The organism is Anaeroplasma bactoclasticum (genome assembly GCF_003550015.1).
GTDB lineage: Bacteria > Bacillota_I > Bacilli_A > Acholeplasmatales > Anaeroplasmataceae > Anaeroplasma > Anaeroplasma bactoclasticum.
Genome location: NZ_QXEV01000025.1, coordinates 1 through 26,228, shown reverse-complemented (window position 1 = coordinate 26,228; position 26,228 = coordinate 1). Strand labels below are relative to the sequence as shown.

Here is a 26,228-nt window from a genome sequence, read left to right as displayed (position 1 = left end):
CATGGTTAAATACCTCACTTTGACTGAAGTATAAACTCTATTTTTACATTATTGATGTCTATTTACCAACTTTTTGTTTGAACTTAGCATATTTTTTTGTGTTTTGTACTTTTCTTGAGATATGGTATTTCTGTAGTACTTTAGATAAATAAAAAAGTCCCTCACTGCGCACTTAGCGACAATAAGGGACGAATAATCATATCCGCGGTACCACCCTAATTAGGTAACCTCACTCAAAATCTTTTAACGGGGATTAACCGGAATTCATTACATTCGCCAAAGAAGTGGACATAAAAGATTTTTGCTGTAGGCTTTCACCAATCCCTACTCTCTAATAAGCAAGTGGAATCTTCTTTTGTTTCTTTATAGGCAATATAAAAATTTCTTTTATTAAACCACTAAATAATAAGACTGTCAAGCACTATGAATGAATTATTTTCGGTAAAGTGTTTTCTTAAACGAACGTCATTCGAATAAAGTTTATTGAATATATATTTTATAGTATATATTGTGAATAATATTCAAATATTTGAATTTAATTCTTACATTCTTTTATAAATCCAGTATAACAAAAAGGCACTAATTTTTTTAAATAGTGCCCAAAATTTATAAATCTTATAGATCGCCTAATAATGCCATAACGTCGGCAACCTTCTGAACTTCCTCTTCAGCAAATCCAGTATACTTAGCAACAAGCTTTGGTGGCATACCATCACGAAGCATCTGCTTCATCTGCTCCTTAGCTAAATCCTTACGAGCCTGTTCAGCAGCATTTTCTGCCTTTGCCTTTGCAGCCTCAACTGCAGCCTTTGCAGCAGCAGCCTCTTCCTCAGCCTTCTTACGAGCTTCCTCTTCAGCCTTTGCTTTTGCAGCAGCCTCTTCAGCCTTTGCTCTTGCCTCTGCTCTTGCAGCTTCAGCAGCAGCCTTAGCCTCTGCTCTTGCCTTTGCAGCTTCTTCTTCAGCAAGCTTTTTAGCTTCTTCACGTGCTCTTTGAGCCTCTGCCTTTGCAGCAGCTCTTTCAGCCTCTGCAGCAGCCTTTGCCTCAGCGGCAGCCCTAGCTTCTTCTGCAGCCTTTGCCTCTGCAGCAGCTGCAGCAGCTTCTGCTTCTGCTTTAGCTCTTCTTGCCTCTTCTGCAGCCTTCTTTGCAGCCTCAGTACCAGCAAGTGCCTCTGCCTTTGCTCTAGCCTCTGCCTCATGCTTAGCTAATTCCTGAGCCTGTGCTCTAGCTTCTGCTTCTTGTTGTGCTCGTATCTTAGCTTCAGCCTCTGCCTTTGCTCTAGCCTCTGCTTCTGCCTTCATCTTAGCCTCTTGAGCAGCTAAAGCTTCTGCTTCAGCCTTAGCCTTTTCAGCTTCAGCCTTTGCGATTGCAGCAGCAGTTTCTGCCTTTGCCTTAGCTTCTGCTTCAGCCTTTGCCTTAGCCTCTTCTTCTTGCTTATATGCCTTATTAACAGCTCTTACGCCTGTTTCTGTAATGTAGTATTCATACTTATCACCAGATGCGCTTAATGCTTCTGCGAATAAATCGCCTGGCTTAGCAGTATTGCTTAATAAACAGTATGTATATTCAACTGGCTTTTGTGCATCCTCTAGATTGTTAATATCATAGAATAATGATGGCTTAACCTTAGTTGAGTTAATACTATTTAAAATAGAGATATAACGAATCATAGCCTTATTATTAATCTTCTTAGCACCAAACTTATGAATAGTTACATTTGGTTCAGCAAGTGCTAATTGATATGAACGGCTCTTTGTATCTACAGTCATCTCACCACATTCAAATTCGAATTGGTCATCAAAGAAGATTTCACCCTTCTTTGTTGCTGCATCATAACGTACAGTTATATATGGACGGCTCTTACGATCTGCTTGTTCCCAGTGATAAATTTCAAAATCACCCTTGTTATGCTCTTCTGTGTCATTTAGATACTCAATATAAGTTGAGAATAATGAAGACATCTCAACTCTCTTTTGAACGAAGTCTACTGTTTGTGTCTTTACTTTAATCTTTCTATCAAATAATCCCATTTCAATTTCCCTCCTATTACAAGGTATCGTTATTGAGTATGATTATTACAGCACATCTATGTCAAAATTACTATTTTTTTCTCTTATTTTTTTAAAATTTTTCGGAAATTCCACCTAAACTCGCTATAAATAATACAAAAACGTTTAAAATGTTTCAGCTTTGCGTACATTTTGTCAAAAACAAAAGTGGACTTTTGTTATTTCGAAAATAGTAAAAAGCTGCCGAAGCAGCTATTTTTAACATTTTAGTACTTATTAATGTATCTTTTAATTTCCCAATTTGTAACAAATTTATGATATGCATTCCACTCAATAGTTTTTGCTTCTAAAAGCTTCTTAACTGTATGAGAGCCCATAGCCTCTTGAATTAAGGTATCCTTCTTGAATTCCTTGATTGCTTCATTTAAATCAGAAGGTAAGGATTCAACACCTAAGGCTTTTCTTCCTTCATCGTCTAAATCAAATAGGTTTTCATCTACTGGTGATACTAAAGGTACATTGCCCTCAACACCATCTAAACCTGCAGCTAAAATTGCTGCAATTGCTAAATATGGATTTGCAGAGCCATCTACACTTCTTACCTCTGTTCTTGTCTTATTACCGCGAGCTGCAGGAATACGAATCATTGTAGAACGGTTCGCATTTGACCAAGAAATATAGCATGGTGCTTCATAGCCTGGAACAATTCTCTTATAGGAGTTTACAATTGGATTTGTAATTAAGCAGAAGCCCTTTGCATGATGAATAATACCAGAAATCCACTTTTCAGCAACTTCGGATAACTGATTTTTTGTATTAGGATCATAGAATGCATTCTTATCATCCATTGTTAATAAGGAGCAGTTAACATGCATACCAGAACCAGCAATTCCTTCCACTGGCTTTGGCATAAATGTTGCATGAAGTCCATGACGTCTTGCAATATTTTTAACAACTAATTTAAAAGTTTGAACCTGATCACATACCTCTACAGCAGAGTCAAACTTAAAGTTGATTTCATGCTGACCAGTTGCAACCTCATGGTGTGCAGCTTCAATTGTAAAGCCAATTTTCTGTAACTCAAGTACGATATCACGTCTACAGTCTTCTGCACTATCTACTGGTGCTAAATCGAAATATGAACCTGTATCATTGAATTCAAGTGTTGGATTCCCCTCTCCATTTAACTTGAATAAGAAGAACTCAGGCTCAACACCACAGTTAAATGCCTTATAGCCTAGTTTTCTCATCTTTTCAATGTTTCTCTTTAAAATACCTCTAGGATCGCCTTCAAATGGAACATGCTCTCCATTTTCACTTGGCTGATAAACATCACAAATAAATCTTGCAACCTTACCATAAGCTGTATTTTCCCAGCTTAACACTAAGAATGTATCTAGATCTGGATGTAGATACATGTCTGCTTCATAAATACGAACAAATCCCTCAATAGATGAACCATCAAACATTACCTGATTATCTAAGCAATCCTCTAATCTAGTAACTGGGATTTCAACATTTTTTAAAGAGCCCATCATATCCGTAAACATCATACGAATATAACGAATATTCTCTTCCTTACAAATTCGGCGAATATCAGCCTTTGTGTAACTCATTTCAAATACCTTCCTTTTTTTATCCATTTTTACACATTATTTAATTGAATACTTAACAAAATAAAAAGTCGCTAAAAAAGCAAGAATTTCTTGCTAATTTTGCGACTTTGCAAATCATTAAATATTATAAATAGCGCCCTTGCTACAAATGTATTTTATAAGAGGAATATCTTAAAGTCAATTCCCTTAAGCCATGTAAGCGATTTATAAATTATTCTATTTCACCTAATACATTTTTAGTTATACTTCTATTTAAATATGTTCTTGCAATAAAGCCAGATAAAACACCAGTTATGATAGATAATACTGCTATAAATGGTAAATAATACAATACAGCATCTAAATTTATTATTATGATTACAACTATAATTTGCCCTAGGAAATGGCTAATACTACCTAGTGCAGATACTCCTATTGGTGAAAATATTTTAATTTTTGAAAATATTAGCATAACTATATAAGATAAAATTCCACCAGCTAGACTCATAAAGAATGTAGGAGATGCAATAGTACCTCTAATAAGCGCTACTACTATTATTCTTAATAAATCTACTATTCCTGCTTCATAAAACTTAAATTCATATAGCATAATTAAAATAATTACATTCGCAAGTCCAAGCTTAACACCCGGAATAAACACTGGAATAAAGGATTCTAAATAGGATAATACACATGCCATTGCCATTAACATAGAAATAACAATCCATCTTTTTAAATCTTTATTCATTACTATCACCATCCCTTATGATGATAGTAATTCTATTTGGTAAGCATGTAATCGTCTCATTTTCTAAAGACTTTTCTCCCATATGTACACAAATCTGATTTTCACATCCAGATTCCTTTACATATACCTTACCATAGTTTACTACTATGACTACTATAGATATATCTCCTTCAACAGATACCTCTTGGTTTTTATATAAATCTAATTCAAGTACAACCTCTTCCCCATGATATACTACTGCAGTTTTTCCCACTCTTTTATAATTTGTACGCCAAAAGATAAATAATACAACCCCTAAGGATAAGCATATAAAAAGAAGGATTAAATCATTTCTTAATCTCTTATTCATATATATCTACTCCTTCTGTTTTATAAAGAATGGAGTTATCCTTATATAAAATTATTTTTATATTATTTTCTTTAGAATAATTAACACAATCTGAATAGGACATATTAAATAATGCAGTAGAATAATAATCCCCCTCCATTGGATTATTATTTAAAACAAATACACTATCAAAGGTATTTGATGGATATCCTGTAAATGGATTTAATAAATGATGGTAATAATTATTATCTATTTTAATATATTGATTTTGTGGACTAGAACAGGATATTACTAAATTCTTTTCCTTTATTTTACATATATAGCCATTCGAATAAGGCTTAGATAATCCAACATTTAAATAATCTCCATTTTTACTTCCAAGAGCAATACTTGAATGTCCTGCATCAATATAATAAGAAGATATTCCTTCACTTTCTAAATATTCTTTTGCTTTAGCTGTAGCATAACCTTTCGAAATACCACCTAAATCAATATTGCCATATCCATTTATAGTTACTTTATTTCCATCCATACTTAAGGAAGTATTTTCTATTTTTAATAATTCTTCATTAATAATAGAATCCTCTAATATTTCATTATTCTTTATTTTATCCTTCCACTTATGAGATAAGGTGCCAATAAATGGATTAAAATAACCATTAGTATTTTGATAAGCATTTAAGGCTTCCCTTAATAAATCTAATAAAGTATTAGATACTATAGCTTCTCTATCTTTATTTAAATCATATATAGATATAGTATCTTCTCCTGATTTATAATCATCAGATACTTTAGCTACATCATAAAATATTTCTTTTATCTTTTTAAAATGCGTTGCTGCATCACTTTCGTTATACATACTAATAGATACAATAGTATCCATAGTATAAATAATAGAGGTATCTGTTTTTAAAGGCTCACCACAGCCAAATAAAAAAAGGCATGAGGAAAGAGCAATACATGCTAATAATTTTCTCATACCTTATCACCTCTAATTCTGGTTATATTTTTTCTTTTTAAATATAGGTAAAATTCCTTCTGGAAGTATTTTATATTCCTTAAATAATATAGTAAGTATCATAAATAATCCAGATACTAATAATCCTAAGGATAAGCCTGCAAGGCAATCTGTAAAATAATGAACTCCTAAAATGATTCTAGATATAGGAACTATAACAATAAAAAATGCTGAACTAATTATAGTTGCTAATTTAATCTTTTTATTATCTATAGTAAATATAGCTAAGAATATTAAATATGGATATAAAAAGCCTGTTGTTGCAGAATGTCCAGATGGAAAGCTTGATGATTTTTCATAAGCCCACCAAAGCTCAAAATCAGGTCTAGTTCGCTGATAACAAGCTTTAAATGCTTGATTTAATAATACCTGAACAATTAATCCAATGATTAATAAAAAGCATCTATAATCTAATTTTGTATATAATAAAACTAATACACCAATAGCAACAACTATGTAGATATAACCAAATTCTGTTAATATTCTATTAAACCAGTATAAAAAGCCAAACTTTTCTCCTCTTATATTATATGCTAAATCTCTTGCCCATATATCGATATCAAGTGGATATCCACTATTTCTATATACAAACGCACAAAGAATAGTAAGCATAGCTAAAGAGAAAAGCATAATTATACCGGATATAATTAACCATTTCTTCATAAGTGCTCCTTCATAATAAGGCAGAATGCTCTGCCTATTTTAGATTACTATAGTTACAAATAGTATAATTAAAATTTCTTATTATAATAAATAGATACTGCAACATGAATGACTAAGAATGCAAGTGCAATACCACCAGCCATAATGAAATAGCTTTTATCTAAGAATGCTGTAAATACTAAAACAACTGCTAATACATAAATGAATATTTTATGTACTAGGGCATTTGTATGTAAACGAATCATTTTATTTCTTTCATCATTCTTCTTTATTAAATAATAATCCGCATATTCATCATCTCTTAATATTTTTACATAACGATAATTCTTATAAGTTAAATATGCTTCAACAAGTGCACAAATAATATAAGGTAATGGAGACCAATAAAAGAATATGGACTCCTTTGAAAATTCAAAACGGCCAACGGCCATAACAATTACAATTGCAATTGGAAGTGTCATAGATGATAGCATAACACCTAATTTAATTTTTGTAATCTTACGTAGATTTTCCATAATTAATCATCCTCCCCCAAAATGAAGATATCCTCAACAGAAACATTAAATACAGCTGCAATCTTAAGCGCAAGCGGTAAGGATGCAATATATTTACCTTGCTCTATAGAAATAATGGTTTGCCTTGTAACCCCAACTTTCTTGGCAAGTTCTTCTTGAGTGAGCTTTATTGACTTTCTAAACTTATGAACTTCATTCGTCATAAAAACACCTCCAGATCAAACAGTTCTCCATAATCTTGAAAATGTATATTTTCCTTTACATTATACTATTATACACAATTTATCATAAAAAATGAAATAAAATTATTTCATAACGTTTTTAGTGGTATAATTGTTGTGGAAAATTCAACTTGCGTGGAGGTTTACATGAAAATATCAAAGCAAGAATCATTAGATATACTATTTAGAATTTTTATAGTAATCTTTACAAATACATTATTGTCTATAGCAACCGTATGGTTCTTAGAGCCAGCAGAATTATACGCTGGTGGTGCAACAGGTATTGCACAGCTCATCTTTCGTTTGATTAAGCTTGGGGCAAAGGATATGAGCACAAATCTACTTGGTTGGTTTATTCTTGGAGTAAACATACCAATTACATTAATTGGATTTAAATTTGTTTCCAAAAGATTTGCAATATATTCTGTATTAGCTGTAGGAATTCAATCCTTAGTTGTACTTGTAATTCCAGAAAGTCCATTTAAGGAAATGGCAAATGAAATTGTTACATATGATGCCAGTGGTAATATGGTTGAAACCATGAACTATGGTGGAATATTAACCCTTGCAATATTCGGTGGATTACTTGCGGGTATGGCATCTGGCTTAGCCTTAAGATTTGGTGTATCTACAGGTGGAGTTGATGTTTTAGCTCAAGCTATTTCAATGAAAAAGGGTATATCCATTGGAAACTTTACTATGGCATTAAATATTGGTATTGCAATCGTCGGTGGTGGATGGTTACAAAACAATTGGTTTATTGCATTATTTACTATCGTAAGAATGATATTAAATAGCTTAGTAATTGATAAATTGCATACTTCTTATTCTCATACTGGATTACATATCTTCTCAACTCACGGAGAAGCTATAGCACATTCTTTAATGTCATCTTTAAATAGAGGATGTACATTAATTGATGTTGAAGGAGCTCATTCTGGTAAAGGATTTAAGGAAGTATACTGTGTTGTATCAAATTATGAAATTCATAGGGCTTTAAAAGAGATTAAAAAGCATGATGAAAAAGCATTTATCACTATGTCTCCAGTTAAGAAAATCAATGGTAATTTCATAAGAAAATCAATGATTTAAGCATTATAAAAGGGTCAACTATTTGTTGACCCATTTTAATTTTATAGCTTAATTTCTTCTTCACTAGAAAGCTTTCTCTTTTGATCTTCATTGATAAGCTCAGAAATAACTAAATCTAGCTTACCATCAATAATCGCATCTAATCTATTAATAGTAAATCCTATTCTATGATCAGTTACGCGGTTTTGTGGATAGTTGTAAGTACGAATCTTTTCGCTTCTTTCACCATGTCCAATCAAAGATTGACGAGTAGCACCAGTCTTTTCAGCTTCCTCTTCTAGCATACGCTCATAAATTCTTGTTCTTAGAATTTCCATGGCTGTAGCCTTATTTTCATGCTGAGAACGATAAATCTGACATGCAACAAAGTCACCTGTTGGAATATATGTAACTCTTACTGCTGAATAAGTTGTATTAACACCCTGTCCACCAGGACCTGAAGAACAGAAGGTATCAATTCTTAAATCCTTTTCTTCAAGCTGGAAATCAATTTCTTCAGCCTCAGGCATTACAAGTACAGTTGCGATAGATGTTTGAATACGCCCGTTGGCCTCAGTTACTGGAATTCTTTGTACTCTATGTCCACCAGACTCATATTTTAAGAAGGAATAAACACTTTCTCCAGATACCTTAAACTGGATATTAGAATATCCACCTTGATCGGATTCCATCGCATCAAATACTGTGATTTTCCATCCCTTAGATTCTGCATACTTTGTATACATACGGAATAAATCCCCTGCGAAGATATTTGCCTCATCTCCACCTACAGCTCCACGGATTTCAACAACTACATCCTTTTCATCATTAGGATCCTTAGGTAATAATAATACCTTAATTTCATCTTCAATTTCTACTAAGCGCTTTTGTGCTTCTTCTAATTCCATAGTAGCCATTTCAACAATTTCAGGATCAGCTTCCTTCTTCATTTCCTTTAAATCAGGAATAGAAGCTTCAAGCTTTTGCTGCTCATGGAATAATGTAACAACCTTCTCTAAAGATTTTTGTTCTTTAGAAAGAGCTGTTAGCTTTTTAACATCTGCAGCTGTTTCAGGCTGCATTAGGAGGTCATTGATCTCGTTATATCTTGCCTCCATCATCTTTAAACGGTCTAACATATTATTCTTTAACTTCTTTCTTTTCTTTAAATCTTTGGTATTCTCCTTGGAACATAAATGGTAAGCCATCGGATGTAGAACCAGAACGGTTCTTTGCAACAATTAAATCGGCCTCACCCTTACGTTCAGAATGAGAATCATAATAATCTGGACGATATAAGAACATAACAATATCGGCATCCTGCTCGATAGAACCAGAATCTCTTAAATCGGCCATCATAGGTCTTTTATCTCCTTCTCTTTTTTCTACATCACGAGATAGCTGAGATAATGCAAGTACAGGACATTCAAGCTCTCTGGCCATTAGTTTTAAGCTTCTTGTAATCTTAGTAACCTTTTCCTGTTGTGTTTTTCCATCACCTTCAATTAGCTGTAGGTAATCAATTACAACAAAGTCTAGGCTACCATTTGCCTTAAGCTTACGGCACTTCGCACGAATGGATGCAATAGTAGAATCCGAAGAATCATCAAAATATAAATTCATTTTAGAAAGCTTTGCAATACTTGTATTAAAACGAATCCATTGATCCTTTGGAATATGTCCACTCTTTATTTGTCCAAGTTTAATCGATGCTTCACAAGAAATCATACGCTCTACAAGCTGTTCTGCAGACATTTCTAGGTTAAAGATTGCAACAGTACCATTTCCTTCTTTATTGCATGTTGCAACATTTACTGCTAAATTCATAGCCATTGCAGACTTACCCATGGCAGGTCTTGCAGCAAGTATGATAAGCTGTCCTGATTGGAAGCCCTGAGTAATTTTATTTACACAAGGGAATCCTGTATCTAAACCAATAACCTCTTCATTACGGTTCGCATTGGCAGCTGTCTGTTTAGATACATTTTCTGAAACTTCTCTTATTGTTTTAAAGTCTTCAACTCTTCTTCTTTTGGATAAATCAAAGACAGTTTTTTCTACATTATCAATATAATCATATGCATTAACAGAAGAGTCAAAGCCCTTCTGTGCTAATTGATTTAATGCGTTAATTGTATTTCTTCTTAAGGAAGCATTCTCAATTAATTCGATATAGGATTCAACATTCGCTGTTGAATAGCTATAATCCGCAATGCTTGCGATATATGCAGGGCCACCTGCTTGCTCTAACACATTCTTTAGTGTTAAATCCGCAATAACTGTTGTTGCATCAATTGCACGGCCTTGTCTATTAACATCAAGCATTGTTCTATAAATTAGACGATTTTTTGTTTCATAGAAATCGTCTGGTGTAAGAATGTCGCCTACCTGATAAATAATCTCAGGATCAAGGAAAATACATCCGATAATCGCAATTTCGGATTCAATTTCCGTAGGCACCTTCTGGTTTTGATTGCTCATACCGGTATCTCCTTCCCTACTTCTTTTCTTCTACGTTAATATCAAACTGTGCAACAACATCTGCTGCAAGCTTAACTGTTGCAGTATAAATACCAACGGAATTAATATCTGCAGGTAATTCTACCTTACGCTTATCAAGGTGCATACCAGTTTGTGCTTCAAATTCATCACAAACCATCTTTTCAGTGATATGGCCAAAGTTCTTTCCTCCAGCACCAATCTTTAGCTGAACAGTAATCTGCTTACCTTGAATTTCATCTTTAAACTTTAATAATAGGTTGTGCTGATTTTCAGCTGCAACTCTTTCTCTTTCCTTATCTTCTTCAATCTTCTTGATATTTTCAGGTGTTGCAGCAACAGCCAAGTTGTTCTGGATAAGATAATTACCATATCCGTTTGCAACTTCCTTAGTTTCGCCTTTCTTACCCTTACCCTTAACATCCTGGGTTAAAATAACTTTCATCTTCTCCGAACCTCCATCTACATATTCAAGCTTTAATGTATTAATAAGCTCATTCTTTAAATCAATAATTTTACAATCCTTACGCTGTAGTGCGGCACTATTGAAGTGACCTCCACCACCCATACCTTCCATAATTAGCTGTACATTAACTGTATCACCTAAGCTTCTTGCGGAAATACCACATGTATTCGCATCAATTCTACCAACTGTGAAGGATGCATCTACACCAGCAATTGTAAGCTGACGGTCAGAAATCTTAGCTAATGTTGTACGGTCAGGAATTGTTTGATTCTCATCTAATGTTACAAGTGAGAATCTATTTCCATAAATTTCAGCCTTAGCGATAGATGAAGAAATTAATCTTTCACTATCTAAGGACTCTTGTAATAGCTTACGTACGAAAATCATATCTGCACCATAAGATTTAAGTGTTGCAGAAACTTCAAATGTACGTGTACCAGATCTTTGTGTAAAGTTGTTTGTATCAACAATTACACCCGCAAGCATAATGGATGCTTCAAGTGGTGTAATCTTAATATCTGGATTATAGAAAGAAAACATTTCTGTTACTAATTCTACTGCACTAGATGCTGCAGTTACACGGTAATCGGATAAGAAGCCCTCAAATCCAACACCTGCACTATCGATATGGTGGTCGATAATAGAGAATCTTGATGCCTTTTGTAAAAGCGATGGGAACATTACAAGTCTTGGAGCCTGTGAATCTGTAATAATTAATAAAGACGTAGGCTTAATTAATTCTAATGCCTGCTCTTCTGTAATGAAGTTTTCCATTAATGCTGGATCTTTCTTTATGAATTCATAAATCTTCTTTACAGTAACATCGGCTTTATTTACATCAAATGCCATCTTACAATCAAGTCCTGATGTCTTAACCATATGGAATGCACCAATCATAGAACCAATCGCATCACAGTCTGCGAAATTATGACACATAAGCACGACATTGGTAGAGCTTTGTACATGATCTTTTAATGCTAATGTTTGCTGACGAACCTCTACTAGGTCGTTCTTTTCTGTTGCGTTTGACTTCGCACCAAAGAAGGATACTGCCTCATTTTCAATGTTGACACAACCCTGACCTCCACCACGCTTTTCAGCAAGCTCAAATTGGGCCTGGGCAATACTACCAAGCTCATCATAGTTGATATCGTGACATGCAACACCAATAGTAATAGATGTCTTTAAACGATACTTTTGAGTAATCTCTTCAAACTTATCAAAAATGTAGAAGTTATCCTTCTTCATTCTTAATACTGCCTCTTTATCAACAATGAAGGACATACGATCTCCTTGCAATGTTTGTAAGTATCCATGATATTTACCAACCCAATCAGAAATCGCACCTAAAATACTACCACGAATAGTTGCTTTTTCTTGCATATCAAACTTCTTAATAGATTCTTCGAAGTTATCAAGCTCGATAATACCAATTGTAAGTTTTCTTTCGTTATAACGCTTCTTTGTCTCTTCTCTTTCTGTAACATCGAAGAAATAAAGAATATTGAATTCTGTATTATGAATAACCTCATAAGATTTATCACCAAACTTCATATTGATTTGAGTTTGATTTCTAATGACATCACTCATAAAATCTTTAGAAATAGAATCAATTGGTGAATCAATTAGCTTACTATTAAAGATTTCCTTGGAATGCTCATTTGCCCAAATGATATTATACTGAGAATCATATAATACAATACCGATTGGAAGCTTATTAAAAGCCTCATCTCCTGCCTTTGAAGCATGATAAGAAATATTTGTCCACTTTTTAAGTCTTAATTCTAGCATCTTAATCGTATCTGAGTTCTTCTTGTTAATAAAAGAATAAATCAGAATTGTTGCGATAATAAAGCTGATTAACGCAAGAGATAAAAAGATTATTTCAAAATAGAAATTCTTATCATCACCATCGGTTAGATAATAATAAGTGAAATAACCTGCAACACCTGCACCACCTATGAATATTACCGCGAATATTAGCGCCTTAATTTTGTTAAAAAAATGCTTCATTCCAAGTCACCTCTTTATCTATTCTATTATAACAAAATGCCATATACAATTCAATTAAAACCACAAAATGACTTACATTTATGTAAGTATAGTGCCTGATAAATAGAAAAAGCCTATCCAAAAGATAGGCAAATTCTTATTCGGAAATTAATAATTTATATGGTTCAATTTTCTTAATCTTTCTAGATTCTAATAAAGCAAATACAAAGGATGTAACAATAAGTCCTAAAGCGATTAGCGCTAATCCTAAAATTGGAATAACAAAGCTACATTTCATTAAACCAAAGTTAATCATAATTAAATTCATATATGGGTTAATTAAGAAATAAGAAACAATAGAGAATAAAACAACAGAAATTATTATAGATGGCATAAAGCTTATAGCTGTTTGTAATATTAAATCCTTAGAGGAATAGCCTAAAGCCTTTAATATGCCATATTCCTTTTGCTTATTATGCAATAAGGATTTAATTAATAGATATAATACTAAAAGTATTACAATTAATGAAATCACTAAAGAAATCACTAGCATTAATGCTGCAATCATCTCAAACAATGCCATACCTGCTTCTAAAATAGTATAGAAATTCATGGTTGTTATAATAGCTTCTCCATATAATTCCTCACATTCCTTTAAAACATTAGTAACTACTTCTTTATCTCCATCAAACCAAAAATAACCAGGAATAGATGAGAAATCATACATGGCCTTAGCGGCCTCTTCAATCATTAATGCTTCTTTTCCATTATTATTTGTAGATTGAATAAATCCAGAAATTAAATATTTAGCTTTATTACCTGCATAAGATATTTCTATTTCATCACCAATATGGTATCCATATGCTTTGGCAAACTTACCAGAAATACAAATTTCATTATCGTATTTAACTAATCTACCTTCATAACAAATATTCTTATTATTTAAATGATCGATATCATCAATAATATAAGTCATTAAGGATTCATCATTATCTCCATAGATTACAGAAACATTAATTAATGTTCTAACATTACTTACACCATCTTTAGCCTCTAAATAGCTTCTAAGCTCTTCTTTTTTAGAGTTTTCAACAGTGACAACTCCACCACAAGATTCAAAGGCTAAAATATCTATTTTAGGATTTCTATTGAAATTCTCATACATCATTAAAGCTGTACCACAAATGAATGTTAAAAATCCTATAACTACAAATGTAATAATATTTTGCTTCATATTATTAAAGAATGTCTTTAAAGCTAAAGATATATTTAATACAAAGCTAGATTTATCTAAAGCTACTCTATTCTTTTTAAAATTATGGCTTAATAAGCCTTCTCTTAAAGCTATAATTGGAGTTATTCTTTTAATCTTTCTTGTAGATAATATAACACCAAAAAAGGAAAGTAAAACAATAATTACAGGTGGAATAAATGTAGCTACAGTATTAAAGGATACTGTATATGGTAAGCCCTGCTGAATCGATGTAATAGAGCCTAAAATTGGCATAATCGAATAACCTAATATAACGCCTAATACACCACCAATAATAGCTAAAGATAAAAACTGAACAAGTAATCCCTTTAAAATATCAAAGCTTGTATAGCCTAATGCCTTTAATGCACCAATTTCTTTCATGTTTTCTTTTACATAATTTGAAATAGTATTATATAGCATTAATACAATTACACATGCAGAAACTAAATTAATCGTTAAGAAGGATATCGCTAAGATCAAAGACATATAGCCTCGATTAAAGATTATATCACTCTTAGATAAACCATTTACCATTACCTTAGTATTTATACTAGATAATGTATTATTGATCGTTAATTTCATCTTACTTTGAGTAATACCATCATTTAATTTATAAGAAACTAAAATAGCCTCTTGATTTGGAATAGTAGATATAAAGCTAAAGTAGGAATCATCATCTAAAATAAATTCAAATTCGCCACAATTTTTATTTCCAAAGGAAAATGTATTAATATATCCTCTTACAGTATAAGAATGCTCTTTCCCATTCGCACTGAAGGTATAGGTATCTCCTATTTTATTTGTTCCATTCGAATAAAACTGATATGGAAGATAAATATAATTCGAAGTAATATTATTATCTTCCATTTCTATTTCTGCTCTTTCCATTTTACGGTTTAATGCATTTTTATTTGAAATAATTACTTGTGTAACTAAATCACCCTTCATAAATGGAATAGAAATTGTAGGTAAATAATAGAAATGATCTATTTCATATTCATAAGCCTTATCTTTTACAATGGTTTCTACTTCAGTATCTGTAATACCAGTTAAATCATTATAAATGATAGAGTATCCATCTCCAGCATTTAATTTCGATGCATATTTATCTGTATTTGGAAATGCATCTAAGAATAACAATAAGCTCATAGAAATTAATATAGTAGAAATTAACATTAATAATCCAATGATGATAGATGTACTTCTTTTTTTCTTAAAATTTGATTTGGCTAGTAGTAATCCATTCATACTACCACCCCATCTCTAATAGGAAGTCATTTAATTTTTGATGACGTTCTGAATCATGAGGAATATATGGACCTAAAATACATTCTCCTGCAATTTCTCCATCCTTAATATATAAAATTCGATTCGCTCTTCTTGCGGAAGTAATATCATGAGTAACCATTACTATGGTTTGACCTAATCTATTTGCTTCTGTTAATGTATCAAGCACATCCTTACCTGTTTTAGAGTTTAATGCGCCTGTAGGCTCATCAGCAAATACAACACTAGGAGAATTCACTAAAGCTCTTGCAATTCCAACTCTTTGACATTCTCCACCAGATAATTGATTTGGGAATTTATTAAAATATTCCTCTTTAATATCTACAGCTAAAAGAGTCTCCTTTGCCTTTTTTACTGCTTCCTTTTTGTTCTTATTCTTTAATAATCCAGAAGCGAGTACATTATCTAAAACACTCATAGAATCAATTAAATAAATCGATTGAAATACAAATCCTGAATTATCACGTCTGAATAAGGCAAGCTCATTTTGATTTAGCTTTGTAATATCAATATCTCCATAACAAATACTACCTAAGGATGGAGTATCCATTCCTGATATTGCATACAATAATGTTGATTTACCAGCACCTGAAGGTCCCATGATGACTGTAAAATCTCCTTGATAAATCTCTAAATCTATATTTTTTAATACATGAAATAAATTACCACCATTCGAAAATGATTTGGATAATTTTTTAGTTTGAATTAATACCTTTTGCATAATTTAGCCTCACTTTCAAGTTTACAGCCACATTTTAGCAATTTAAATCTTAATATACTTTATCAAATTCTTAAATAATTCTTAATTTTATAGCTACAATAAAACCAGGATTAGCATTTTTTAGTTCTATTTGACCTTCCATTCCATCTAAAAATGTTTTGGAAATATATAAGCCTAAGCCTACACCATCTTCATTTTTAGAATTCTCACCTCTTCTAAATTTTTCTGTTAAAAGAGGTAATTCTATAGGATTTACACCATACCCATAATCTCTAAATTCTATAGATAAATAATCATCTATAATATTAGATTCTACATGAATGTTTGTTTTTGCATATTTATAAGAATTAGAAATAATATTATCAATTACCTGTTGTAATCTTAATCTATCGGCATATATCTTACATTCTGGAATATTATATTTTTCTACCTTAAGTAAATAATCAGAATTCTTAATAAGCTCATATAAAACATAGCTATCTAGCTTAGATGGATTAATTTTAATTTCATCTAAATCCTCTAAGGAAGATATTAATAAATTGGATACTAATGTATTAATTTGATCTGCCTTTTTATTAATTGTATCAAAATATGCCTTATCCTTTTCATCTTTAGATATGGCATAGCCTAATTCAGAGGTTGATTTAATCGATGCAACTGGAGTTTTAATATCATGAGATAATTTCGCAACAAGCTCTCTTTTGGAATCATTTGCTTCTTTTTCTTTTTTTCTTGCCTTTTTTAATTCCTCTCTCATAATATCAAAGCTTTCTGTAAAAGCACCAAAGGTATTCCCCCTATCCATTTTTAAAGGTACATCTAAATTTCCACTAGAAATTCTAGATGCATAGCCTTTCATATCTTTAAAAGGTTTAAGAATGGATTCATATAAATATATGTAATACAAGGACAAAATAAATAATTGAAATAAAGAAATAACAATTATTGTTATTAAAATAGATTTATTGTTTTGTTCAATTATTTCATTAATTCTATTATTAACAAGTATTCTATATTCTACCCCAGATACATTAATTGTAATAATTGTATCTTTATTCTTATATGCTTCATTTAAGCTTAAGGATGTATTATCACTTGTTTTATATATTAAATTATCATCCATATCTAAAATAGAATAGGTGTAATATTTTGGATATAATTCCTCTTGATTAAAGTTTTCTTTAACTCCATAGGTTAATTCATTAATTTTAACCGTATCATTTTGATAATTATTCACATTTAAAAGTAATATTATAGAAACTACTATTTCTACAATAAAGCTTAAAATCATTAGGATAAATAAATATATTCTTTTCATTTTGTATTAAAACGATATCCTTCCTTCCAAACCGTTAAAATATAGCTTGGATCATTTGGATTTTCTTCTATTAATTCTCTTAGCTTTCTCACATGAACATTTAATGTACCGTCTGAGGTGAATTTATCATTCCAAACATTATCAAAAAGCTCATCCTTTGTAATTAGCCTATTACTATTATTTACAAAATATACTAATAATTTAAATTCTAGGGAGGTTAATTTAATCTCTACATTTTTACAGTAGCATTTATGTAAATTAAAATCTACTTTTAAATAGCCATCATCATATACCTTTAAATCTTCCTTTTTATATCTTTTTAATACCGCCTTTACCTTCGCAAGTAATACACCTAAGGAATATGGCTTTTCTATATAATCATCTCCACCAATAGTTAATGCAATGATTTTATCATCATCTGTATTTCTTGCAGAAATAAAAATAATAGGAATATTTATCTTTTCTCTTAAATATTTACATAATGTAAATCCATTACCATCTGTTAAATTAATATCTAATAAGATTAATTCTGTTTGGTTTTCTTTAAAAAAATCGATACATTCCTGATAAGAATATATAGATATTGTATTTACTCCAAATAAATTAAAATAATCCCTTGTGCTTGTTGCAAGCTCTTTTTCATCATCAATAATTAAACAATCGTATTTCATATAAAACCCTACCCTTTTTATACTATTAATAGAATTATATACTATAAAATCCAAAAGAAAAAGCGAATTAGCATCTTCTTTCTCTTTTATAAATGGAAGAATACAATTCGCCTTTATCATAAATAAAATGATTCTTAGCTACATTAAATAAGCCAAAAAAGTTAAATTTACCTTTTATATTTAACCTAGATAATTTAACAAAGCCAAAAATTCTTGGAACTAGATAAGTTACAATATCATTTCTATTACAAAAGATATGATAGCTTAAATTACAACTTTTTAAATATTTTATTGTTCTTCTTCTATTAAATATATTAGTTTTAAAAGGATTAACAGAACCAAAGGTAAATAGGTGTGGCGTAATTCCAAAATTATAATTTAAATCCTGACTTGCAAGCATTGCCATGGCAGAGCCTAAGGACCATCCAATTACCTCAATGGTAGCATTTGGATGTAATTCCTTTAATTCCATAACCTCTTTTCTTACAAAATCCTTCATTACCTTATACATAGAAGCCCAAGACTTATGTACCTTTAATGTTATTTTTTTATCTTCCCACATAAAGGATTCATAATACTTTGGTTGAAACAAAATGTTTGTAATCCAATCTGGTACATCCTTTGTACCCTCAAAATGAGCTTGGATTACATTTCTTTCCTCATCATAATAAACACAATAATTCGCATGAGTTAATACTCCATTATATACATAATTAATACTTTTATACTCAATTTTAAATCTTGCCTTACCTGTATGATTAATATCTCCTGTGGTATCAATAAAATATTGTTCATACCTTAGTTTTTTATAATTTGTATCTAATTCCATAACTAACTCCCAAAATTTTAATCTAATTCAAATTATTTAAATATGCATTTAATAATCCATGATTATACATTGTTCCATTATCTAAATAATAATCTGGATGAATACCCATATCTGCTGAAATAAAGACAGAATCACTAGATAATAATCCATATTCTAATGGACCACTTACTCTATAGGTATCCCCAATTGGAGAGGCAGTTGGTAATACAATACAAGAGCCACCACCAGAGGTTCTACCAATTATTTTTCCAATATTGTTATATCTAAATATTGTTGGCAAACAATTACCACAAGAAAATGAGCTCTCACTTTCCATTAAATAAATATTATAATTCTTACCAGGATAATCCGCCTCATCATACTTTCCATCCAAATTCGTATCTACCTTATAGGATAAATTAAATACTTGATTTGTAATTTTATTTTTCATTAATACCTTTACTTCTTCCATAAAGAAGCCTGCAATTTCTACTAAGGTAGTAAAATCACCACCACCATTAATAGATTCATCGATGACTATATTTTTAACATCTTGATGATGCTTTAATTCATCGAAAGCATCATAAAATAGATTAAATGTATTTTTGGAATAAAGGAAAGGATTTACCTTATAATCTTCAAATATTATATTATTTGGAGCTCTTTTAAATCCATCAAAGCGAATGAATAAAGTATCTCCATCAAAATAAAATCCTTCACTACTTAAAGATTCCCCTAATAAGGATTTTCTATCAGAAGAATTCTTTTCATAGGCAGCGAGATACGATTTCGCTCTATAACCTCTTCCCTTTGTTGATGCCTCATAATAGCTATCATAAGCATTGCTTCCCTCGCTTATATATCCTGCATAGGAGCTAGGATATGCAATATTGGTATGTAGGTCATCTATACCTTCTGCAAGCAGTCCCAAGCCTTTATATATTTGACTTGGTATATTAGAAGATAATAAATCATAGCTTCCAATCACTTTAGAAAAATCAATAATATCAAATGAAACCTCATCATATCTACCAAAGAAATCCTCTAATGTTTCTAAAATAGCATCTCTATTAAATTTCACTGTAGAATCATTTAATTCCTTATCAATAGTAATGCCATCATTATATATGACATTACCATCATTTATTTCCTTAATATTATAAAAATCCTGAAATAAGGTTGGATCCCCTTGATAACTAGTACTTAAATAAATACTTTCTCCACCATATACAAAATTCTTTTCACCAACACTAAAATAGATATTATTTAATGCATAAAGTGGAACTAATACAGAATTTTCATAAGAAACTAATTCAATATTAAATTTTCCTAAATCAAATAAAACCTCTTCTGTATCATCACTTAATTCTTCAAGAGTAGATATTACTAACGGAGATCTATCCGCACCAAGTGGATCACATGGAGCTCCATAATTAAATATATCTATTGCCTTTAAGTAATTCTTTGTCTTTATTTGATTATTAATTGCATCAAATTCTATAGAATAATCTTTATTCTTATAAGTATTTGTAGCACTTAATACTCCCTTAGAATAAGATAATTTAAGATTTGGAATAGGAAAACCTACCTCTTCTGGCATTGTCATTCGATTTTCTAATAGCTCATCTATTTTTAAATATGGACTATCTATATCATCAATAAAATATGCATTTATTTTATAATTATCACTTGATGATTCATAAACTGTAATTTCTTTCTTTTCTACTTGATGTTCTGTTTCTTTATAGTTATTACAACCAGCAAGTAAACATAAAGAAAAAGATATTAATGTAGAAGCCATAATTGTTTTAATCTTCATAATAACACCACCCTAGTATTTATTATATAGATTTTTACCCAAAACAAAAAGACCTAGTTTTTTTAGGCCTTATTCAAAGTATCCTTCTTTAATTAAATGTTCTAATACCTTTGCTTCACGCTCAAGCTCTACTAAATCCTTTGGACCATGGTTTTTATTTCTATTCGCTTTTATTGCAACAATAGGATCAACGAATTCTAATGTGAATTTTTCATAATCTTCATAATCATCTAGATTTTGATTTATTTTATTATCTTCTACTTCACAAAAATAATAATAATTATCTTGTATAAATATATCACAATCAGCGTGATCAGATTTTTGAATTCTATGAACACATCCATATTCTTTAATAGAATCTTTTATTACAGTAAGTCCTGCTTCTTCCGCTGTTTCTCTTATTAGTGCATCAATATTAGATTCATCCTTTTCAATTCCACCACCAGGAAACTTATAATAATCATATAAAATACTATGAACCATATATATCTTTTTATTCTTTATGATAATAGCTCTAGCCGATGGTCTTTTAAAGACCTTACCATTCTTATCATAATTCTTTAAATCCATTTCAAATAATAATCTCATAAAATACCTTTTATACCTATTTGTTTAAAAATTCTATTGCCATTTCTAACACTTTTGTATCTCTTTCGATAATTAGAGGACTAAATACAGGTCCATGGTCATTATTTTTATTTACATTAAAAACAGTATTAAAATCTACCAATTCTAGAATAAATCCATCTTCTTTTTCTCTTTCGGATAATGATTGATTAATCATAATATCTTCCACATCACATAGATAATAATAATTGTCTTGTACAAATGTTACCTCATTATCATATATATCTTTATTGGCTCTATGAACATAACCAAATTCTTTTATAGAATCTACCTTTATAATTAATCCTGCTTCTTCTTTAGTTTCTCTAATTAAAGCATCTTTCATGGATTCATCTTCTTCTATTCCGCCACCCGGAAATTCATAAAAATCATATTTCTTATTATGAATCATATATACTTTATTATCTTTAATTATTATAGCTCTAGCCGATGGTCTAGAAGCTATTTTCCAATTTGGATTATAATCTTTAAAATCTATTTCAAATAATAATCTCATATATTTATCAAAATCTATTTAAAAATCGTCGTATTTCGTCAAAATTACAATATTTTTTTCAAATATCACTCAAAGGAAAGCTTAAGTTTTAAACCTAAGCCTTTTGCAATTTTTTTTAGCATTTTTACTGATGGATTTAAAGTACCTCTTTCTATTTTAGATAAATCAGATTGATCTATCCCTGCTTTTTTAGCTAATTCTTCTTGAGACATTTCTTTTTGAAGTCTTTTTTCTTTGATTTGATATCCTATTACGATGTTTAAGATGTCAGTGTCATCATATTCATTTGTAACATCTTTTCCCTCATCATATACTGTTTCGCTAGATACATCTAAATCATCATTCCAAACTACTCCACCCCAACCTAATAAATGTCCTTTTAAGAATAGTTCTCTATCCTTTAATTCATTTAATTGTGGAAATTTATCTGATAATGATAAGATATCATATCTTTTTACAGTTCCATCATAAAAGAATAAATCAAATATTGTGTTTTCTTTTAAGATTATTTTAATCGCTTTTACCATAATTACTGTAGTGGTGGAAGTTTTTTATATACTTCTTTATCCCACATCTCCTTTAACTCTTTTTTGTACTTTAAAATAAATTCCTTTACTAATACTTTACCATTCTTAAGAAATTCCCCATTATATATTTCTCCATTTTCAATATAAAATGTTCCTTTCTAGTCAAATGCATTAGTATAAAAATGCCATAAAACGACGAAATAGTTGGCAATTCTTCATCTCCTTTAACTCTTATTATAGGGTATATATCCCCTAATGTCAAGACAAAATAAAAGACCCTGTCATAATTGACAAGGCCATTTTAGTTATCTTACGTAATTTTAATGTTTCTTTTAATAAATTATTATTACATTCTAATTATTTTAACTGTATTAATATCCATTAGCACTTGATATACTAGTCTATACTGAATATTAATTCTTCTTGAATATGTATTTTCAATACCAACAAGTTTTTCATAAGATGGGGGATTAGTAAATGGATTAATATCAATTAATTCTAAAAGTGATCTTACTTTTTTTAACAATATAGGATTGACTTTTATTTTGTCAAAATCTTTCACCGCTTGCTTAGTAAATATTATTTCCATTCTACTTTCACACACTCTTCGATAGGTGTATTTACTCCTTCAATAATGCTTTCATACATACCAGGGATTCCAGCAAGGTATAATGATTCTATTAAAGAATTATAATCTTCTTCACTAAGCATAATAACATTACCTTCTTTTGTATTAATATTAATAACATTATTATATTTAATACATGATGATGCCAATTTAAATAATTCAGCTCTTGCAGTTGTAATATTTATATTTTGCATATTTCGCACCTCTATGTACATTATGGCGTACATGTTTTATTTTGTCAACTGAAATAAAAGACCCTGTCAAATTGACAAGGTCATTTCATTTATTAGTTATTGTCTAACGCCATAGCTCGATGTTTAGAGATGACAGAGAAAGCTCGCAATTCTACTTGTCGTAATCTATAACACCAATTTGATAATCATCTTCATATATAATCTTACCTGGATTATCAGAATAAGCTATTTCATATGGAACATTATATTTATCTAATAAATCTAATAATGGTTTAATATGTTCTAACATTATACTAGAATTATTTGTTTTAAACCAAGTTGTGGCACCTAAAGGATTATCATTGTTATCTCCATAAAAAGGTGGCTCTGGCAAGTTATCTTTAAACCATTTATCTACTTCTAAATATATATTTTTATCTTCTTCAGAATAAATACCATCTCTTACTCTTCTCCAAGTTAATACAAATATACCAACAGGCTTTTTAGTTTTATATGCTAATTCTTCTCCTTGAATTCGCATGTACTTCTTTTTACTGAATTCAAAAGAAACATCTAATTCATTCATTATTGATGTAATAACATCTAAAGAAGGATTCATAGAATAGTTTTCAATTCTTCCAATTGTTGACTGTGGCATTCCACATCTTTCAGCTAATTCAGTTTGCGAAATACCTAACATTTTTCTTTTTCTCTTTATTTCATCAACTATATATTTTGAATCATTATTCATATATTATTTCCTCATTGAAAACATATTTTCCTTTTCCATAACCATCAATAGGGATGATAATGTTTTTAATTAATAAAGATGAAATAAATTTTGAAGCACCTGATGGTGATAATTCTAAAACATTCATAACTTCTGTTCTACCAAAATAATCTTTATTAGATAGTTCATTATGCAATTTAGTAATCTTTTTCCTAATATTATCAGATATATCAATTGTTTGAATGTCCACTTTTTTGTCATCAATATCTACTTTTTTGTTATCAATGTTCACTTTTTTATTGAAATCAATATGTAAATATCTATTCTTTAATTCATTATTCTCATTCAATAATAAATTTCTTAAAAACAATTCAAGATATAAAGTTGTTTCAGATATTCCCTTTTCTATATTAGAATAATTTGCTCTTACAAGAGAATTTCTAAAATACCAAGCATTATTTGCAAATATATCATTTGTTACATCATAACCAAATGTCTTTAAATATTTAATTAAAAAAACTGCTGTTGTTCTAGTATTACCTTCTGCAAAAACATGTATTTGCCATAGATTAGAAATGAATCTAGCTATATGCTTAATAAAATCATCTCTTGATATATTAGAATAGTCATAATTTTTTTCAACACTAAAATCATATTCTAACGTTTCATTAAGCATTGAAGCACCACCATATATTACTGTATCACCATTTAAAACCCATTCTTTTTTGGAAATGTTATAAGTTCTAATCTTACCAGCATGTGGAAATACATTTTTAAATAATTTCTTATGAATATCAAGATATTGAATTGGAGAGAAAACAAATGCTTTTTCTGATAATATCTTAGCAATATTTATAGATACTTTATCAGCTTCTTCATTATTATTTGTATCATCGTTTTTTTCTTCATAATATGAATTAATTAATCCACTGACATCTTCTAAAGATACTTCTCCTTCAATATTTTTTATAGCTAAATCATTTAAATATTTTGATGTATCTAAACCATCAACCTTCTGTAAACCAATGGCAGTATACCATGAGTATGCCTTTTCTTTTTTCGTTGGTTCTTTTTCTTTTAAATACTCTTTAAAAGGATCTTTTTGCATTTTATCATCTCCTATTCCTTATAACAATATTATAGCATATTCGCTATAACGAATCAACAAAATAGGGTAAAGGAAAGAAAATAATTCTTTGCCCCTCCCGTTGCACCGTACATACGGGTCTCGTATACGGCGCTACATTTATATTATTCACAAACTACTTTAGGTAGTACAATAGAGGATTGACCAAACCCGGCCTATTCCTCTTTTTGTTTGGCTTAGAAAGTAAATCAGCACTAATTAAATAGTTAACAATCTTTGTACCACATTGTCTATACCAACCTAGTCTTGTATTGGCTACTGAATATATTTCTTCATCAGTGAAGCCACATTTATAGGCTTTATTTATTTTTTTTAGGTTTTTATATATTGTTTTAGGTTTTTTCCATTGTTTAACAATTATTACTCTAACTTTATGGCTTAACCATTGACCAAATTTATCAATGAATAGTTTCATATTTCCAATACGGAAATAGTTTATCCATCCTCGAATTATTTGGTTTAGTTTAGTGAATGTAATTGCTAAAGGTCTTGATACAGCGTGTTTTCTTTTAAGTACCAATTTTATCTTTTCGTAAAGTTTTGCTTTACGGTCATTTCCGGGTTTGCATTGCCATTTATCACTCATCTTCCAAAAAGTAAATCCTAAGAAATTACTATTTGTTGGTCTTGTGATTTTGGTTTTAGTTGCTGAAACCTTAAGGAATAACTTTCTTTCTAGCCACGAAGTAACTGATTTCATTACGCGTTCAGCTGATACATCGGTTCTAACAAATATATTACAATCGTCGGCATATCTCACAAAGTGTAAGCCTCTTGACTCTAATTCTTTATCAAATTTATCTAAATAAATATTGGATAGTATTGGAGATAATGGTCCACCTTGTGGTACTCCAATGGTAGTTGATGAGACTAAACCATTATCCATTACTCCTGCTTG

Annotated in this window: 26 protein-coding genes; 1 reads left to right on the top strand and 25 read right to left on the bottom strand. The window is 30.4% G+C overall.

The features are described from left to right. Positions 1-615: 615 nt before the first annotated feature. From EI71_RS10210 to EI71_RS08145, 8 genes are all read right to left on the bottom strand, one after another. Positions 616-2,028: a hypothetical protein gene (locus EI71_RS10210; RefSeq protein ID WP_162849892.1), complete on the bottom strand. Its 1,413-nt coding sequence runs from the start codon at positions 2,026-2,028 to the stop codon at positions 616-618. A gap of 245 nt (positions 2,029-2,273) precedes the next feature. Further along, positions 2,274-3,623, bottom strand: a complete 1,350-nt coding sequence (gene glnA / locus EI71_RS08175; RefSeq protein WP_119016760.1) for a type I glutamate--ammonia ligase — start codon at positions 3,621-3,623, stop codon at positions 2,274-2,276. Between the two features lie 211 nt (positions 3,624-3,834). Further along, positions 3,835-4,350, bottom strand: coding sequence for a Gx transporter family protein (locus tag EI71_RS08170; protein ID WP_162849891.1), 516 nt, complete (start codon positions 4,348-4,350; stop codon positions 3,835-3,837). Continuing rightward, positions 4,343-4,699 carry a NusG domain II-containing protein gene (locus tag EI71_RS08165; RefSeq protein ID WP_119016757.1) on the bottom strand — a complete coding sequence of 119 codons (357 nt, stop codon included), beginning with the start codon at positions 4,697-4,699 and terminating at the stop codon, positions 4,343-4,345. The genes EI71_RS08170 and EI71_RS08165 overlap by 8 nt, the downstream gene beginning before the upstream one ends. Further along, complete coding sequence (locus tag EI71_RS08160; protein ID WP_119016756.1) at positions 4,692-5,657, bottom strand: FAD:protein FMN transferase; 966 nt, start codon at positions 5,655-5,657, stop codon at positions 4,692-4,694. The genes EI71_RS08165 and EI71_RS08160 overlap by 8 nt, the downstream gene beginning before the upstream one ends. A gap of 12 nt (positions 5,658-5,669) precedes the next feature. Then, positions 5,670-6,359 (bottom strand): phosphatase PAP2 family protein, encoded by a 690-nt coding sequence (locus EI71_RS08155; protein WP_119016755.1) that lies wholly within the window; start codon positions 6,357-6,359, stop codon positions 5,670-5,672. Between the two features lie 68 nt (positions 6,360-6,427). Further along, positions 6,428-6,874 (bottom strand): hypothetical protein, encoded by a 447-nt coding sequence (locus EI71_RS08150; protein ID WP_119016754.1) that lies wholly within the window; start codon positions 6,872-6,874, stop codon positions 6,428-6,430. A 2-nt stretch (positions 6,875-6,876) separates the two neighbouring features. Further along, entirely contained in the window at positions 6,877-7,077 is a 201-nt protein-coding gene (locus tag EI71_RS08145; protein ID WP_119016753.1) for a helix-turn-helix transcriptional regulator, read from the bottom strand. A gap of 165 nt (positions 7,078-7,242) precedes the next feature. On the opposite strand from EI71_RS08145, the gene EI71_RS08140 reads away from it, so the two are divergent. After that, entirely contained in the window at positions 7,243-8,187 is a 945-nt protein-coding gene (locus tag EI71_RS08140; RefSeq protein ID WP_119016752.1) for a YitT family protein, read from the top strand. 41 nt (positions 8,188-8,228) lie between these two features. On the opposite strand, the gene prfA is transcribed toward EI71_RS08140, so the two are convergent. From prfA to EI71_RS08055, 17 genes are all read right to left on the bottom strand, one after another. Further along, entirely contained in the window at positions 8,229-9,305 is a 1,077-nt protein-coding gene (prfA, locus tag EI71_RS08135) for a peptide chain release factor 1 (protein ID WP_119016759.1), read from the bottom strand. 1 nt (position 9,306) lies between these two features. Next, a complete protein-coding gene (gene dnaB / locus EI71_RS08130; protein ID WP_119016751.1) occupies positions 9,307-10,647 on the bottom strand; it encodes a replicative DNA helicase in 1,341 nt (446 codons plus the stop codon). 16 nt (positions 10,648-10,663) lie between these two features. Beyond that, positions 10,664-13,144 (bottom strand): 50S ribosomal protein L9, encoded by a 2,481-nt coding sequence (rplI, locus tag EI71_RS08125; protein ID WP_119016750.1) that lies wholly within the window; start codon positions 13,142-13,144, stop codon positions 10,664-10,666. A gap of 136 nt (positions 13,145-13,280) precedes the next feature. Next, positions 13,281-15,626 (bottom strand): ABC transporter permease, encoded by a 2,346-nt coding sequence (locus EI71_RS08120; RefSeq protein ID WP_119016749.1) that lies wholly within the window; start codon positions 15,624-15,626, stop codon positions 13,281-13,283. Position 15,627: 1 nt separating this feature from the next. After that, on the bottom strand, positions 15,628-16,386 hold the full coding sequence (locus tag EI71_RS08115; RefSeq protein WP_119016748.1) for an ABC transporter ATP-binding protein: 759 nt from the start codon (positions 16,384-16,386) through the stop codon (positions 15,628-15,630). 70 nt (positions 16,387-16,456) lie between these two features. After that, a complete protein-coding gene (locus tag EI71_RS08110; RefSeq protein ID WP_119016747.1) occupies positions 16,457-17,704 on the bottom strand; it encodes a HAMP domain-containing sensor histidine kinase in 1,248 nt (415 codons plus the stop codon). Continuing rightward, the gene (locus EI71_RS08105; RefSeq protein ID WP_162849890.1) at positions 17,701-18,375 is read right to left on the bottom strand and encodes a response regulator transcription factor; all 675 of its coding nucleotides are present in this window, start codon (positions 18,373-18,375) and stop codon (positions 17,701-17,703) included. Before EI71_RS08105 ends, EI71_RS08110 begins: the two co-directional genes overlap by 4 nt. Positions 18,376-18,442: 67 nt before the next feature. Next, complete coding sequence (locus EI71_RS08100) at positions 18,443-19,204, bottom strand: lipase family protein (RefSeq protein ID WP_119016745.1); 762 nt, start codon at positions 19,202-19,204, stop codon at positions 18,443-18,445. A gap of 22 nt (positions 19,205-19,226) precedes the next feature. Then, complete coding sequence (locus tag EI71_RS08095; RefSeq protein ID WP_119016744.1) at positions 19,227-21,002, bottom strand: S41 family peptidase; 1,776 nt, start codon at positions 21,000-21,002, stop codon at positions 19,227-19,229. Between the two features lie 69 nt (positions 21,003-21,071). Beyond that, a complete protein-coding gene (locus EI71_RS08090; RefSeq protein WP_119016743.1) occupies positions 21,072-21,590 on the bottom strand; it encodes an NUDIX hydrolase in 519 nt (172 codons plus the stop codon). 16 nt (positions 21,591-21,606) lie between these two features. Beyond that, positions 21,607-22,125: an NUDIX hydrolase gene (locus EI71_RS08085; RefSeq protein WP_119016742.1), complete on the bottom strand. Its 519-nt coding sequence runs from the start codon at positions 22,123-22,125 to the stop codon at positions 21,607-21,609. A 65-nt stretch (positions 22,126-22,190) separates the two neighbouring features. Further along, on the bottom strand, positions 22,191-22,652 hold the full coding sequence (locus EI71_RS08080; RefSeq protein WP_162849889.1) for a helix-turn-helix domain-containing protein: 462 nt from the start codon (positions 22,650-22,652) through the stop codon (positions 22,191-22,193). A 346-nt stretch (positions 22,653-22,998) separates the two neighbouring features. Continuing rightward, positions 22,999-23,241 carry a Txe/YoeB family addiction module toxin gene (locus tag EI71_RS08075; RefSeq protein ID WP_119016740.1) on the bottom strand — a complete coding sequence of 81 codons (243 nt, stop codon included), beginning with the start codon at positions 23,239-23,241 and terminating at the stop codon, positions 22,999-23,001. Further along, entirely contained in the window at positions 23,232-23,474 is a 243-nt protein-coding gene (locus tag EI71_RS08070) for a type II toxin-antitoxin system Phd/YefM family antitoxin (RefSeq protein ID WP_119016739.1), read from the bottom strand. Before EI71_RS08070 ends, EI71_RS08075 begins: the two co-directional genes overlap by 10 nt. Positions 23,475-23,625: 151 nt before the next feature. Next, on the bottom strand, positions 23,626-24,204 hold the full coding sequence (locus EI71_RS08065; protein ID WP_119016738.1) for a helix-turn-helix domain-containing protein: 579 nt from the start codon (positions 24,202-24,204) through the stop codon (positions 23,626-23,628). After that, positions 24,197-25,291, bottom strand: a complete 1,095-nt coding sequence (locus EI71_RS08060; protein WP_119016737.1) for a Fic family protein — start codon at positions 25,289-25,291, stop codon at positions 24,197-24,199. The genes EI71_RS08065 and EI71_RS08060 overlap by 8 nt, the downstream gene beginning before the upstream one ends. Positions 25,292-25,445: 154 nt before the next feature. Further along, positions 25,446-26,228, bottom strand: a 783-nt coding sequence (locus EI71_RS08055) for a reverse transcriptase domain-containing protein (RefSeq protein WP_245951361.1), incomplete at its 5' end; no start/stop codon positions are given.

Coding starts and splice junctions, on each gene's coding strand:
- EI71_RS10210 (WP_162849892.1), bottom strand. CDS start 2,028: ATGGGATTATTTGATAGAAAGATTAAAGTAAAGACACAAACAGTAGAC.
- glnA (WP_119016760.1), bottom strand. CDS start 3,623: ATGAGTTACACAAAGGCTGATATTCGCCGAATTTGTAAGGAAGAGAAT.
- EI71_RS08170 (WP_162849891.1), bottom strand. CDS start 4,350: ATGAATAAAGATTTAAAAAGATGGATTGTTATTTCTATGTTAATGGCA.
- EI71_RS08165 (WP_119016757.1), bottom strand. CDS start 4,699: ATGAATAAGAGATTAAGAAATGATTTAATCCTTCTTTTTATATGCTTA.
- EI71_RS08160 (WP_119016756.1), bottom strand. CDS start 5,657: ATGAGAAAATTATTAGCATGTATTGCTCTTTCCTCATGCCTTTTTTTA.
- EI71_RS08155 (WP_119016755.1), bottom strand. CDS start 6,359: ATGAAGAAATGGTTAATTATATCCGGTATAATTATGCTTTTCTCTTTA.
- EI71_RS08150 (WP_119016754.1), bottom strand. CDS start 6,874: ATGGAAAATCTACGTAAGATTACAAAAATTAAATTAGGTGTTATGCTA.
- EI71_RS08145 (WP_119016753.1), bottom strand. CDS start 7,077: ATGACGAATGAAGTTCATAAGTTTAGAAAGTCAATAAAGCTCACTCAA.
- EI71_RS08140 (WP_119016752.1), top strand. CDS start 7,243: ATGAAAATATCAAAGCAAGAATCATTAGATATACTATTTAGAATTTTT.
- prfA (WP_119016759.1), bottom strand. CDS start 9,305: ATGTTAGACCGTTTAAAGATGATGGAGGCAAGATATAACGAGATCAAT.
- dnaB (WP_119016751.1), bottom strand. CDS start 10,647: ATGAGCAATCAAAACCAGAAGGTGCCTACGGAAATTGAATCCGAAATT.
- rplI (WP_119016750.1), bottom strand. CDS start 13,144: ATGAAGCATTTTTTTAACAAAATTAAGGCGCTAATATTCGCGGTAATA.
- EI71_RS08120 (WP_119016749.1), bottom strand. CDS start 15,626: ATGAATGGATTACTACTAGCCAAATCAAATTTTAAGAAAAAAAGAAGT.
- EI71_RS08115 (WP_119016748.1), bottom strand. CDS start 16,386: ATGCAAAAGGTATTAATTCAAACTAAAAAATTATCCAAATCATTTTCG.
- EI71_RS08110 (WP_119016747.1), bottom strand. CDS start 17,704: ATGAAAAGAATATATTTATTTATCCTAATGATTTTAAGCTTTATTGTA.
- EI71_RS08105 (WP_162849890.1), bottom strand. CDS start 18,375: ATGAAATACGATTGTTTAATTATTGATGATGAAAAAGAGCTTGCAACA.
- EI71_RS08100 (WP_119016745.1), bottom strand. CDS start 19,204: ATGGAATTAGATACAAATTATAAAAAACTAAGGTATGAACAATATTTT.
- EI71_RS08095 (WP_119016744.1), bottom strand. CDS start 21,002: ATGAAGATTAAAACAATTATGGCTTCTACATTAATATCTTTTTCTTTA.
- EI71_RS08090 (WP_119016743.1), bottom strand. CDS start 21,590: ATGAGATTATTATTTGAAATGGATTTAAAGAATTATGATAAGAATGGT.
- EI71_RS08085 (WP_119016742.1), bottom strand. CDS start 22,125: ATGAGATTATTATTTGAAATAGATTTTAAAGATTATAATCCAAATTGG.
- EI71_RS08080 (WP_162849889.1), bottom strand. CDS start 22,652: ATGGTAAAAGCGATTAAAATAATCTTAAAAGAAAACACAATATTTGAT.
- EI71_RS08075 (WP_119016740.1), bottom strand. CDS start 23,241: ATGGAAATAATATTTACTAAGCAAGCGGTGAAAGATTTTGACAAAATA.
- EI71_RS08070 (WP_119016739.1), bottom strand. CDS start 23,474: ATGCAAAATATAAATATTACAACTGCAAGAGCTGAATTATTTAAATTG.
- EI71_RS08065 (WP_119016738.1), bottom strand. CDS start 24,204: ATGAATAATGATTCAAAATATATAGTTGATGAAATAAAGAGAAAAAGA.
- EI71_RS08060 (WP_119016737.1), bottom strand. CDS start 25,291: ATGCAAAAAGATCCTTTTAAAGAGTATTTAAAAGAAAAAGAACCAACG.